Origin of the sequence: Nocardia sp. NPDC023852, assembly GCF_040639505.1 — a bacterium.
Classification (GTDB): Bacteria; Actinomycetota; Actinomycetes; order Mycobacteriales; family Mycobacteriaceae; genus Nocardia.
Genome location: NZ_JBFAAB010000016.1, coordinates 129,762 through 142,685 on the forward strand (window position 1 = coordinate 129,762; position 12,924 = coordinate 142,685).

The 12,924-nt window shown below is 67.9% G+C and carries 11 protein-coding genes; 8 read left to right on the forward strand and 3 right to left on the reverse strand.

From position 1 onward, the window contains the following. Nucleotides 1-234: 234 nt before the first annotated feature. Nucleotides 235-1,377, forward strand: a complete 1,143-nt coding sequence (locus tag AB0H00_RS21475; protein WP_357268666.1) for a beta-ketoacyl synthase N-terminal-like domain-containing protein — start codon at nt 235-237, stop codon at nt 1,375-1,377. A 318-nt stretch (nt 1,378-1,695) separates the two neighbouring features. After that, nucleotides 1,696-4,677 carry an excinuclease ABC subunit UvrA gene (gene uvrA / locus AB0H00_RS21480; protein ID WP_357268669.1) on the forward strand — a complete coding sequence of 994 codons (2,982 nt, stop codon included), beginning with the start codon at nt 1,696-1,698 and terminating at the stop codon, nt 4,675-4,677. An 81-nt stretch (nt 4,678-4,758) separates the two neighbouring features. On the opposite strand, the gene AB0H00_RS21485 is transcribed toward uvrA, so the two are convergent. Continuing rightward, nucleotides 4,759-5,100, reverse strand: coding sequence for a DUF1844 domain-containing protein (locus AB0H00_RS21485; protein ID WP_357268672.1), 342 nt, complete (start codon nt 5,098-5,100; stop codon nt 4,759-4,761). A gap of 5 nt (nt 5,101-5,105) precedes the next feature. Further along, nucleotides 5,106-5,633, reverse strand: coding sequence for a DinB family protein (locus tag AB0H00_RS21490; protein WP_357268675.1), 528 nt, complete (start codon nt 5,631-5,633; stop codon nt 5,106-5,108). Nucleotides 5,634-5,971: 338 nt separating this feature from the next. Here AB0H00_RS21490 and infC point away from each other — a divergent pair, with 338 nt between their 5' ends. The 4 genes from infC to AB0H00_RS21510 all read left to right on the forward strand — a co-directional run bounded on the left by infC (nt 5,972) and on the right by AB0H00_RS21510 (nt 8,231). Further along, nucleotides 5,972-6,640, forward strand: coding sequence for a translation initiation factor IF-3 (gene infC, locus AB0H00_RS21495; protein ID WP_357268798.1), 669 nt, complete (start codon nt 5,972-5,974; stop codon nt 6,638-6,640). Nucleotides 6,641-6,698: 58 nt separating this feature from the next. Then, nucleotides 6,699-6,893, forward strand: coding sequence for a 50S ribosomal protein L35 (gene rpmI, locus AB0H00_RS21500; RefSeq protein ID WP_327114804.1), 195 nt, complete (start codon nt 6,699-6,701; stop codon nt 6,891-6,893). Nucleotides 6,894-7,003: 110 nt separating this feature from the next. Continuing rightward, nucleotides 7,004-7,384, forward strand: a complete 381-nt coding sequence (gene rplT / locus AB0H00_RS21505; RefSeq protein WP_357268679.1) for a 50S ribosomal protein L20 — start codon at nt 7,004-7,006, stop codon at nt 7,382-7,384. A gap of 43 nt (nt 7,385-7,427) precedes the next feature. Then, nucleotides 7,428-8,231 carry an RNA methyltransferase gene (locus AB0H00_RS21510; protein WP_357268682.1) on the forward strand — a complete coding sequence of 268 codons (804 nt, stop codon included), beginning with the start codon at nt 7,428-7,430 and terminating at the stop codon, nt 8,229-8,231. Between the two features lie 169 nt (nt 8,232-8,400). Here AB0H00_RS21510 and AB0H00_RS21515 read toward each other — a convergent pair whose 3' ends face one another. After that, on the reverse strand, nt 8,401-8,640 hold the full coding sequence (locus AB0H00_RS21515) for a hypothetical protein (protein WP_357268685.1): 240 nt from the start codon (nt 8,638-8,640) through the stop codon (nt 8,401-8,403). Between the two features lie 508 nt (nt 8,641-9,148). Between AB0H00_RS21515 and pheS the strand changes: the two genes are divergently transcribed. Together pheS and pheT are read left to right on the forward strand one after the other, a co-directional pair. Beyond that, the gene (gene pheS / locus AB0H00_RS21520) at nt 9,149-10,210 is read left to right on the forward strand and encodes a phenylalanine--tRNA ligase subunit alpha (RefSeq protein ID WP_357268688.1); all 1,062 of its coding nucleotides are present in this window, start codon (nt 9,149-9,151) and stop codon (nt 10,208-10,210) included. A gap of 33 nt (nt 10,211-10,243) precedes the next feature. Further along, nucleotides 10,244-12,772: a phenylalanine--tRNA ligase subunit beta gene (gene pheT, locus AB0H00_RS21525; RefSeq protein WP_357268691.1), complete on the forward strand. Its 2,529-nt coding sequence runs from the start codon at nt 10,244-10,246 to the stop codon at nt 12,770-12,772. The last annotated feature ends 152 nt before the right edge of the window (nt 12,773-12,924 follow it).

Below are 12,924 nucleotides of genomic sequence, written 5' to 3' on the forward strand. Positions count from 1 at the left end.
TGGAACACGGGATTATTCTGGTATCGACGTGTACAAGATCACACCGTCGACGCAATTGCTCAGGTCACAGTTCGGGCACTTCGTACGATTCGGGCTGGTGATCATGAGAAACCGGGTCCCACCCAGAAGCCGGGCCGACCGCTGGTCGCCGGGGGAAACCGGTGAAGGAGCGATGCTATGCCGGGTGCCAACGCCATTCGGTCCCGAAACGACAGACCGCAGTATCAAGATCATATGTCCATCGCCGGGCTCGGTGCGGTGACCGGATACGGCTGGGGGCGGGAAATCTTGTGGCAAGGTTTGCTGAGCGGCAAGTCGGCGGCGTCCATACAGAGCGGCTACGGGTTGGAGCGGGACGAGGATGCCTGGGTGTCGCTCGTGCCCGACGGCGGCGATCACCACGTGAGCACCAGCCGATACGGGCGTGCCGTACACGAGGCGGCGCGGGAGGCGATCGCGGACGCGCGAAGCCGGGGTTGGCGGCCGGGCCGCACGGTCGGGCTGCTGCACGCGATCGTGCTGGGTGACGTGGCGAACTGGCACGACTTCTACGTTGTCGATCACGGACATCGGGGCTCCCGCGATTATCTTCGGCTGTTGCCGTCTACCCCGATCTCGGTGCTATTGCAGGAGTTCGGTTTCCACGGTCCGGCGATGAACGTGTCCGCGGCGTGTAGTTCGGCCAACGTCGCGCTGATCACCGCGAAGCTCTGGCTGAACGCGGGACTGGCCGACGACGTGATCTGCGTCGCCACCGACATGTCCGCGAGCCCGGACATGGTGGAACATTTCGTCGGGCTCGGCGCGGCGGTCACCGACGCCGAACCGCTGGACGCGTGCCGGCCCTTCCAGGAGGGCAGCCGCGGGTTCAGTATCGGTGAGGCCTCGGTCGCCTTCGTCCTGACCCGCTCGGTGGACCGGCCCTACGCCGCCGTGCTGGGCGGGGCCATGACCAACGACGCCTACCACGTGGTCTCCGTCGACCCGAGCCACGAGCAGATCCTCGACTGCGCCCGTCGTGGGCTCGCCGACGCGGGGGTGAGCGCGGAGGAGGTGAGCTACTTCAACGCCCATGGCAGCGGTACCAGGCAGTGCGATGTGGCCGAAAGCCATCTGGTCGAGCACCTGTTCGCCGACCGCCCGCACATCTACGCGCTGAAACCGCTGGTGGGCCATTGCCAGGGCGCGTCGGCCGCGGTGGAGGTGGCCGCGGCGGCGCTGGGTTACGACCGCGGCGTCATCGCCGCGGCACCGGTCGTCGCGTCCGCCCACCCGCGGTTGCTGGACGGCCCCGCGCCGTTCGAGGGCGGTATCACCGCGAAGCTCTCGCTGGGCATGGGCGGGAACAATTCCTTCGTGGTGCTCGGCGCGGCCTGACCATGCTTCACGCAGCACCACCTCGGCGTGACCGGGCGGCGCCTCGGCTCGGGGTGATCGCGCGGTGGTTCGAACAAGCACAGCGCGCGGCGAGCCCGTCGGAATGGCGCGTGGCGCCGAGCTGTTGACCCTAGGCGCCGGACGGGCGATCCTACGGAGGCGTCCGGCCTGTCTCCCGGCTGATTCAGCGGTGCCCGCGGCCCGGCTCCCGCCGTTCATCGAGGTGGCGGGTGGTCCGCGAAACCTGTCGGTGCCCACGCCTAGCATGGCGGGCGGGGGTCTGTCTGGACGCTGAACACGAATGAGAAGGGACGGCTTGTGGCGGAACGCCTCACTGTGCGTGGAGCTCGGGAGCACAATCTGAAGGGGGTCGATCTGGAACTGCCCCGCGACAGCCTCATCGTGTTCACCGGTTTGTCCGGCTCCGGCAAATCGAGCCTGGCCTTCGACACGATCTTCGCGGAGGGCCAGCGGCGCTATGTCGAATCGTTGTCGGCATACGCGCGGCAGTTCCTCGGTCAGATGGACAAGCCCGACGTCGATTTCATCGAGGGCCTCTCGCCCGCGGTCTCGATCGACCAGAAGTCCACCAACCGCAACCCCCGCTCGACCGTCGGCACCATCACGGAGGTGTACGACTACCTGCGTCTGCTCTACGCGCGGGCGGGCACGCCGCACTGCCCGGTGTGTGGTGAACTGATCGCCAAGCAGACCCCGCAGCAGATCGTCGACCAAGTGCTGGCCATGGCCGAGGGCATCCGGTTCCAGGTACTCGCCCCGGTGGTCCGCACTCGCAAGGGCGAGTTCGTCGACCTTTTCGACCAGCTGAACACGCAGGGCTATTCCCGCGTCCGGGTCGACGGCGTGGTGTATCCGCTCACCGATCCGCCGAAACTGAAGAAGCAGGAGAAGCACGACGTCGAGGTCGTCGTCGACCGCCTTGCGGTGAAGCCGAATTCCAAGCAGCGCCTCACCGATTCGATCGAGACCGCGCTACGGCTGGCCGACGGAATCGTGGTGCTCGACTTCGTGGATCGCGACGAGCACGCGCACGACCGGGAGCGCCGTTTCTCCGAACGTCTGGCCTGCCCGAACGGCCATCCGCTCGACATCGAGGACCTGGAACCGCGCTCGTTCTCGTTCAACTCGCCCTACGGCGCCTGCCCGGACTGCACCGGCCTCGGCATCCGCAAGGAGGTCGACCCGGACCTGGTGGTGCCTGACCCGGCACTGAGCCTGAACGAGGGCGCGATCGCCCCCTGGTCGCGCGGCCAGACCGCCGAGTACTTCACCAGGCTGCTGTCCGGCCTCGCCGAGGCGATCGGCTTCTCCATGGATACGCCATGGCAGGACCTGCCGCTGAAAGCGCGCAAGGCGGTGCTGGAGGGCAGCGCCGACCAGGTGCACGTCTCCTACACCAACCGCTACGGCCGCAAACGCTCGTACTACGCCGATTTCGAGGGCGTGATGCCGTTCCTGCAGCGGCGCATGGAGAACACCGACTCCGAGCAGATGAAGGAGCACTACGACGGGTATATGCGGGATATCCCGTGCCCGGTGTGCAACGGCGCCCGCCTCCGCCCAGAGATTCTCGCGGTCACCATCGCCGCGAACGGCGACAAAAAGTCCATCGCCGACGTCAGCGAGCTGTCCATCGGCGATTGCTCGGAATTCCTGAACTCGCTGACCCTCGGGGAGCGCGAGGCCGCCATCGCCGGGCAGGTGCTCAAGGAGGTGCAGGCGCGGCTGGGCTTCCTCCTCGACGTCGGTTTGGAGTACCTGAGTCTGTCGCGCGCGGCGGCCACGCTGTCCGGCGGTGAGGCGCAGCGGATCCGGCTTGCCACCCAGATCGGCTCCGGCCTGGTGGGCGTGCTGTACGTGCTCGACGAGCCCTCGATCGGCCTGCACCAGCGCGACAACCGGAGGCTCATCGAAACCCTGACCCGGCTGCGTGATCTCGGTAATACGCTGATCGTGGTCGAGCACGACGAGGACACCATTCGCGCCTCGGACTGGGTAGTCGACATCGGCCCGCTCGCCGGCGAGCACGGTGGCAAGGTGGTGCACAGCGGGCCTTACCAGGAGCTGCTCACCGATCCGAATTCGCTGACCGGCGCGTATCTCTCGGGCCGCGAGCGGATCGAGGTGCCGCTGGTACGCCGCCCTGTTGCGAAGAAACGGCAGCTCACCGTGGTCGGGGCGACCGAGCACAACTTGAAGGGCATCGACGTCAGTTTTCCGCTCGGCGTGGTCACCTCGGTCACGGGCGTGTCCGGGTCGGGCAAGTCGACGCTGGTCAACGACATCCTGGCGACCGTGCTGGCGAACCGGCTCAACGGCGCGCGGCAGGTGCCGGGCAGGCACACCAGGGTGAACGGGCTCGACCACCTGGACAAGCTGGTGCAGGTGGACCAGTCGCCGATCGGCCGCACCCCACGTTCGAACCCGGCCACCTACACCGGTGTGTTCGACAAGATCCGGACCTTGTTCGCCGCCACCACCGAGGCGAAGGTGCGTGGCTACCAGCCGGGCCGGTTCTCGTTCAACGTCAAGGGCGGTCGCTGCGAGGCCTGCTCCGGTGACGGCACGTTGAAGATCGAGATGAACTTCCTGCCGGACGTCTATGTTCCGTGCGAGGTTTGCCACGGCGCCCGTTACAACCGCGAAACCCTCGAGGTGCACTACAAGGGCAAGACCATCGCCGAGGTGCTGGACATGTCCATCGAGGAGGCCGCCGAGTTCTTCGAGCCGGTCACCTCGATCCACCGCTACCTCAAGACGCTGGTAGACGTCGGGCTCGGCTATGTGCGCCTCGGTCAGAGCGCGCCGACCCTCTCCGGCGGCGAGGCCCAGCGCGTCAAGCTGGCCGCCGAGTTGCAGAAGCGCTCCACCGGCCGCACGGTGTACATCCTGGACGAGCCGACGACCGGTCTGCACTTCGAGGACATCCGCAAGCTGCTCGGCGTCATCAACGGCCTGGTCGACAAGGGCAACACGGTGATCGTTATCGAACACAACCTGGACGTCATCAAGACATCCGACTGGGTGGTCGATATGGGTCCCGAGGGTGGTTCCGGTGGCGGCACCGTCGTTGCCCAAGGAACCCCCGAGGATATTGCGGCCGTTGCGGAAAGCTACACCGGTCAGTTTCTGCGCGATGTGCTTGCGCAGCCGTCCGCGCCGAAGGCGCCTGCGAAGAAGACGCCGGCCAAGGCCACCGCGGCCAAGACTCGGGCAGTCGAGCCGACTACGACCAAGGCCACGAAGCGGGTGGCGAAGAAGGCGGCGCCGGTCGGCTGACACGGCGTTCGGAGCGGTGCGCCGGATGCGGTGGGTGTGCCAGGGAAAGTTTCGTGGCACTCGCCGTTGAGAGCTGCGAGGTCAGTAGACCGGGCCGGTGTACTTCTCGCCAGGTCCTTTGCCCGGCTCGTCCGGGTGTGCGGAGGACTCCCTGAAGGCGCGCTGCAGCGATTGCAGCCCTTCGCGGATCGGCCCGGCGTGCGGACCGAGATACTCCACCGAGGCCGTGACCAGCCCGGCCAGTGCGGTGATCACCCGCCGCGCCTCGTCCAAATCGCGGCGCGGGCTGGTGGTCGGATCCTCGTCGGCGAGCCCGAGCTTCTCCGCCGCCGAGCTCATCAGCATCACGGCGGCGCGGCTGATCACCTCGACTGCGGGGATGTCGGCCAGTTCGCGCACGGAGGTGTCGAGCTCTTCAGTCATGCCTTTCAGGCTAGCGACGCCGTACGCAGCATTCGGAGGTGGCCGATCTCCGCGACGTTTTTCATCAGCTCCGCGTTCACCCAGCCCGCCAGGTGTGCGAGGGTCAGCCCGGCGTCGGCGGGCCACGGGTAGGCGGACGGGAGGTCCAGATCGGCTTCGGTGAGCCTGTCGAGCACGCGCACCCACTCCTCGCGTAGATCGCGCAGGCAGGCGATGGTGGCGGCGCCGTCGCCGGGCCAGTGCACGTCCGCCCGCGCCGGTGGGATGCGTTTCTCGGCGTGGTCGATGGCCGTGCCCCACCACCAGCCGATGTGCCACGTGAGCCAGCCGATGGTCGGGACCGGCATGGGGTCGGGTTCGGTATCGGCCCAGTCCGGCCGCCATATGCCTTGGGGATCCGGTCGTACCGTCCAGACCAGGTCGGTCGGCTCCCAGAGGAAGTCTTCCGGCATGAGCGTGTCGAGGTGGATCGCGGCGAGCGACCAGGTCAGGTCGAATTGCCATCGCAGCAGGTCACGGCGTGGTGTGGACATCGGGGGAGCGTGGCACGCGCCGGGTGGTCTGGCAAGCGGTTTTCGCCCGATTCGGCGATAGCCGAACAGAATGTTAAACTTTCCGCTGACGACCGCCCCGGGCCTGCCCGGGGCCTGATAAGTGGAGCCCGACTCCCACCGTTGCCGACGAGCGATCGTACAGGTCAAACGGTCCGGTCATCCGTCCGTATTGGGCGGGTTTCTTGTGCCGGGGTTCTCGCGGGAGAACCACCGTACAAGGGTCGATCCGCGTGTTTTCGCGGTCGGCGATCGGTCGACACCCGGGCCCCGTGCGGAATACCGCACCGGGGCCTTTGTGTTGAAGAGGGGTTGCAGTTATTGCGTGCGGTCGTCCGACGACACCGCTTGACCTAGGAGGCCCCATCAGCACTGAGACCCGCATCAACGATCGCATCCGTGTTCCCGAAGTCCGGCTCATCGGGCCTGGCGGCGAGCAGGTTGGGATCGTGCGTGTTGAAGATGCACTACGCGTCGCCCTCGAAGCCGACCTCGACTTGGTCGAGGTGGCCCCGGATGCCCGTCCGCCGGTCTGCAAGATCATGGATTACGGCAAGTTCAAGTACGAGACGGCGCAGAAGGCGCGTGAGTCTCGGAAGAACCAGCAGCAGACCGTGATCAAGGAGCAGAAACTCCGCCCGAAGATCGACGACCACGACTACGAGACGAAGAAGCGGAATGTGGTCCGCTTCCTCGAGGCGGGGTCGAAGGTCAAGGTGACGATCATGTTCCGGGGTCGCGAGCAGTCCCGGCCCGAGCTCGGGTTCCGGCTGCTGCAGCGGCTGGCCTCCGACGTTGCCGAGCTGGGTTTCGTAGAGACCTCGGCCAAGCAGGACGGTCGCAACATGACCATGGTCCTCGCCCCCCACAAGGGTGCGAAGACGCGCGTGAAGGCGCAGCAGGAGTCGGCCCCGCGCCCGGCGCCCAGCGCCGCACCAGCCGGTGAACCGGCCGCGGAGCAGGCCGAGACGGCAGCACCTCCGCAGTAACACCGATCAGGACACCGGCGGTCCGCGAGGACCGCCGGAACGACAGATAGAGGAATCCATGCCGAAGATGAAGAGCCACAGCGGCGCCTCGAAGCGATTCAAGGTGTCCGGTAAAGGCAAGCTGCTTCGCCAGCAGGCGAACCGTCGCCACCTGTTCGAGCACAAGCCCACCCGCCGGACTCGTCGTCTGGACGGCACGGAGGTCGTCGCGGCTGCCGACGTCCGTCGCGTGAAGAAGCTGCTCGCTATCTGATTGCGCCACCGCGCAGGCTAGCTACCAGCACACCGCGACGGAGATTCTCCGGCGCCACCCCGACCAATTTCGGGCGCTGCCCGCGCCCCCAGATCGAACAGGACTGACCAGTGGCACGCGTCAAAAGGGCCGTCAACGCTCAGAAGAAGCGCCGTTCCATCCTCGAGGCCTCCAAGGGTTACCGCGGCCAGCGCTCGCGGCTGTACCGCAAGGCCAAGGAGCAGCAGCTGCACTCGCTCGCCTACGCCTACCGGGACCGCCGGGCGCGCAAGGGTGACTTCCGCAAGCTGTGGATCGCCCGCATCAACGCCGCGGCGCGGATCAACGACATCACCTACAACCGCTTCATCCAGGGCCTGAAGGCCGCTGGTGTCGAGGTGGACCGCAAAATCCTCGCCGAGCTCGCGGTGTCGGACGCCGAGGCGTTCGCCGGTCTCGTGACGATCGCCAAGGCCGCTCTCCCGCAGGACGTCAACGCCCCGGCTGCCTGATTCGCGGACTCCGTTGACACACGGACGACTCTCGGAACGACCCGTGGAGGCGCTCAGCGAGCGCAATCCGCGGGTCGTTTTCGCTGTCAAGCTGCAGCGCAGTGCGCAGCGCAAGAAGGCGGGCCGATTCCTCGCCGAGGGAGCCAACGCTGTTGCCGCGGCACTGAGCACCGGGCGGGTGCATGAGCTGTTCTACTCGACGGCTGCCGCCGAGCGTGAGCACGCGCTGATCGCAGGCGCGGCCGCCGCGGGGGTGCGCAGCACGCTGGTGAGCGACCGCGCAGCGCAGCATCTCGGCGAAACCGTCACTGCTCCGGGACTGGTCGCGGTCTGCGACCTTGTCGACGTGCCCCTGGCGCGGATACTCGAGCCGCGCCCGCGGATGCTGGCCGTTCCCGTCGAGATTGCCGAGCCGGGCAATGCCGGAACGCTCGTCCGGGTCGCCGATTCGGTCGGAGCCGACGGGGTGGTGCTGGCGGGAGACACTGTCGACCCGCACAACGGGAAATGCGTGCGTGCGAGCGCGGGCAGCATTTTCCACGTGCCGATCGCGCGGCACCGGGATGTGGGCGAGACGGTGGATTCGCTTGCCGCCGCCGGCATCACGATCCTCGCGACCGCCGCCGACGGCGAAGTCGACCTGGACGACGCCGACGAGCTGTTCACCGAACCCGTCGCCTGGCTGTTCGGCAACGAGGCGCATGGCCTGGACCCCGCCGTCGCGCATCGCGCCGACCATCGCGTCCGCATCCCTATTCGCGGCCGTGCCGAGAGCCTGAATTTGGCCACTGCCGCGGCGATCTGCCTTTACGCGAACTCCCGGGTCCGCTACCGCGCCGATTCCTGACGTCGCGAGTCTCCAGATCGGCGCGGATCGCCAAGTCATCCATTCGGCCCGATAGCAAGGCCCGCGCGCCTGGTCAATGGCATGCAGCGGGCAGATCCGGCCCGATCGCGAATTCGGCAGCCCTGATCTCCGCACACCGCGGCTTGATCGCGAATCGGCCCGCGCCTCCTCAATCGCCGTTGGCGCTCAGATCCGCCAAAATCTCCGTCGCCCACGCGGCAGACACCGCATCCGGCCCCGCGACACGCATCGAGCTCATCACCGTGAGCAGCATCCCGGAGGCCAGGAAACGGCGCGCCTCCGCTACTGGTGCGCCGGTCAGTTCGCGCACCAGCACGTAGATCCGGCCGAATCGCGTACGGACATCGTCACCGATCGCAGGGTCCGCGCTGGCCGAGAACCCGTGCAACAGCAGTTGGAGCAGTTCTCGTTCGGCATGGCTCCTACCTCGGCCCGCAGAGCTACGTCGACGGGCTGGTGCCCGCGGTGTGGGTCGGCGCGGCGATCGTGGCGGCCGGCGCGCTGGCGTCGCTGCTGCTGCCGCGCCGGGTGGTCTCGGCGGACTGACCCGCCGATCTGTGCGTCCTTCCCGCTGCTTCCGCGGGAGGGCGCCACAGCGGCGTCGGTTGGGGCGTTCCAGGCGGGATGAGCGCAGTTGCGGAGGGGCCGGAACGGTCCTGATGTTCGGTTCATCGCGTCGTAACGAGACCAGTCTTCCGTGGCGGCGGGGCGCGTCATCAGCACGTTTCGCGGGCGGAACCCGGATCCGCGGTGAGCTGACAGACCATTTGGTCCGTGATGGCGGGGGAATCCGCGTGAATTCTCCACAAGGCATCGAATACGATTCGACCAGCAGCAATGTGGGTAGGCAATCAGCTGTGCCCGCGAACCGATCCCCAGGGGAGAGACGGAGCATCGTGGCCGACGACATCGACGCAGGCGAGCAGAACGCGGCGCTGACCGAGGAGGCACTGGCCGCGGCCGCGGCGGCCGCCGAGAAGGCGTTTGCCGCTGCCGGCGATCTGGATGCGCTCGCGGTCGCGAAAACCGAGTATCTCGGTGGCAAGGCGCCGCTTGCCCTGGCGCAGCGCGCGCTGGGCAGTCTGCCGAAATCGGCGAAGGCCGACGCCGGCAAGCGAGTGAATATCGCGCGTGGCCGGGTGTCCGACGCGTTCGAGGCTCGCCGTGCCACGCTGCTCGCCGAACGCGACGCCGCGGTGCTGGTCGCCGAGGCCATCGATGTGACGCTCCCCGCCCGCCGTACACCGGTCGGCGCCAGGCATCCGATCACGGTCATCTCCGAGCAGATCGCCGACGTGTTCGTCGGGATGGGCTGGGAGGTCGCCGAGGGTCCCGAGGTGGAGACCGAGCACTTCAACTTCGACGCGCTGAACTTCCTGCCCGACCACCCGGCCCGGACCATGCAGGACACCTTCCACATCGCGCCGGAGGGTTCGCGCCAGGTGCTTCGCACGCACACCTCCCCGGTGCAAGTGCGCTCCATGCTGGCACGCGAGCTGCCGATCTACGTGGTCTGCCCTGGGCGGACCTTCCGCACCGACGAGTTGGACGCCACACACACGCCGGTGTTCTCCCAGGTCGAGGGTCTGGCGGTGGACAAGGGCCTGACCATGGCGCATCTGCGCGGGACCCTGGACGCCTTCGCCAGGGCACTGTTCGGTCCGGACACCCGTACACGCATGCGCCCCAACTACTTTCCGTTCACCGAGCCCTCCGCCGAGGTCGACGTGTGGTTCCCGGACAAGAAGGGCGGCGCGGGCTGGGTCGAATGGGGCGGCTGCGGCATGGTGAACCCGAAGGTGCTGATCGCCAGCGGGATCGATCCCGAGATATACAGCGGGTTCGCGTTCGGTATGGGCATGGAGCGGACCCTGCAGTTCCGCAACGGCATCCCGGACATGCGGGACATCGTCGAAGGGGACGTGCGTTTCACCCTGCCCTTCGGTATCCGGTCCTGATCTGCCCCTTCGATCGAGAGAGCGAAACGTCAAGTGCGAGTAGCGCAGTCCTGGCTGACCGACATCATCCAGCGCACCAACCCCGAGTGGTCGGTGCCGCCGGAAGAACTCGACGCGGGGTTCGTCCGTGTGGGTTTGGAGGTCGAAGAGGTCGACAAGCTGGAGCGGGTCACCGGTGACCCGGTGGGTAACGGGGCAGGATCGGACGCCGCGCGGCTGTTGGTGGTGGGCCGGGTCGCCGAGATCACCGAGCTCACCGAGTTCAAGAAGCCGATCCGCTTCTGCAAGGTCGACGTGGGCAATCCCGAGTTGCAGGAGATCGTCTGCGGCGCACGCAACTTCGAGGTCGGCGACCTCGTGGTCGTTGTCCTGCCGGGCGGCGTGCTGCCCGGCGGGTTCCACATCACCTCGCGCAAGACCTACGGCCACGTCTCCAACGGCATGATCTGCTCGGTCGCCGAACTCGGTATCGGCAAGGACCATTCCGGCATTCTGGTGCTGGAGCCGGGCACCGCGGAGCCGGGTTCCGACGCCAACGAGCTGCTCGGACTCGACGACACGGTCATCGAGCTGAACATCACCCCCGACCGCGGCTACTGCTTCTCGGTGCGCGGTCTGGCCCGCGAACTGGCCTGCGGTTTCGACCTCGAATACGCCGACCCGGCCGTGCGGACGTTGCCTGACGACGAGCGGGAGGCCTGGCCGATCCGGGTTGAGCCGAGCTCTCAGTGCACCCGTTTCGCGGCTCGCCGGGTCACCGGCGTCGACCCGAAAGCGGTCAGTCCTTGGTGGTTGCAGCGCAGGCTTCTGCTGTCGGGTGTGCGCCCAATTTCGCCCGCGGTCGACGTCACCAACTATGTGATGCTCGAGCTCGGTCAGCCACTGCACGCCTTCGATGCCGAGAAGGTGTCGGGCGGGCTGGTGGTGCGCACCGCCAACCAAGGCGAGACGCTACGCACCCTGGACGATGTGGAGCGCGTGCTCGATGCCGAGGATGTGGTGATCGCTGACGATTCCGGCGTCGTCTCCTTGGCCGGCGTGATGGGTGGCGCGAGCACCGAGGTCGGCACCGAGAGCACCGACATCCTGTTGGAGGCGGCCACCTGGAACCCGCTGCTGGTGTACCGGACCGCCCGCAGGCACAAGCTGGTGTCCGAGGCCGGCAAGCGCTACGAGCGGGTGGTCGACCCCGAGATCAACGTCGCCGCGCTCGACCGCGCCGCCAGACTGCTCGCCGAAATCGCCGGTGGCACAGTCGAATCCGTGCTATCCGACATTCGCCTACCGGTCCCGGTAGCCGAGCCGATCCGCATCGACATCGACCTGGCCGACCGCGTCGCGGGCATTATCTACCCGACCGGGACCTCGGCTCGTCGCCTGGCGCAGATCGGCTGCCTCGTCGAGGTCGGCGTCAGCGACTCCGGGCACGGCCAGCTGGTGGTCACGCCGCCGAGCTGGCGCCCCGACCTGACCCAGCCCGCCGACCTGGTGGAAGAGGTGTTGCGGCTGGAGGGGCTCGAACAGATCCCGTCCGTGCTGCCGACCGCCCCGGCCGGCCGTGGTCTCACCCCGGCACAGCGCCGCCGCCGCGCGGTCAGCCGTGCGCTGGCTTTCGCGGGCTGCGTGGAGGTGTCGCCGCCGGCGTTCCTGCCCGCCGGGGTGTTCGACACCTGGGGTCTGGACGTCGACGACCCGCGCCGCGCCACCACCCGAGTGGTGAACCCGCTCGACGTCGACCGCGCCGAGCTGGCCACCACCTTGCTGCCCGGTCTGCTCGAGGTGGCGGCACGCAACATTTCGCGCGGGGCGCGTGATCTGGCCATCTACGGCATCGCGCAGGTCGTGCTGCCCGGACCGAACACGAGGCCGGTCCAGGAGCTGCCGGTGGATCGGCGTCCGACCGACGACGAGATCGCCGAACTGCTCGATTCGCTGCCCGCCCAGCCGGTGCGCGTGGCGGCCGTCCTGACCGGCCGCCGCGAGCCGCGCGGGCCGTGGGGCGAGGGCCGCCCGGCCCAAGCCGCCGACGCATTCGCCCTCGCCGACGCTGTCGCCGACGCGGCGGGCGTGACCATCGAACGCCGTGCCGCGGTCTATCTGCCGTGGCACCCTGGTCGCTGCGCCGAGCTGGTGGTCGAGGGAACCGTCGTCGGTTACGCGGGTGAACTGCACCCCGCCGTGCTGGAACGTTCGGGCCTGCCGCCGCGCACCTGCGCCGTCGAACTCGATCTGGACGCGCTTCCGTTGCGGGAGTCCCGGCCGGTCCCGACGGTGTCCCCGTTCCCCGCGGTGTTGCAGGACGTTTCGGTGAGCGTCGAGAAGACGATCTCCGCAGCATCGGTGGAGTCCGCGTTGCGCACCGGCGGCGGCGAACTGCTCGAGGACATCGCGCTGTTCGACGTGTATGAAGGTGCCCAGGCGGGCGAGGGACGCAAGTCGCTCACCTACGCGCTGCGCTTCCGTGCCACCGACCGGACGCTCACCGAGGACGAGGCCAGCGCGGCGCGTGACGCGGCCGTCACCGCGGCTTCCGACACCGTCGGTGCGGTCCTGCGCGGCTGATCGGCACCGTTTTCGAGACCGTGCTGCCATGTGGCCGCACGGTCTCGTCGTCTCCGCCCCCGCTCGGCAGTCATCTGGACGCGGACCTGGCCATTCGCCTGGACATGTCTATCGCGGTCCTCCGGGCCTTCCACCGCACCCGGTGCGGACTA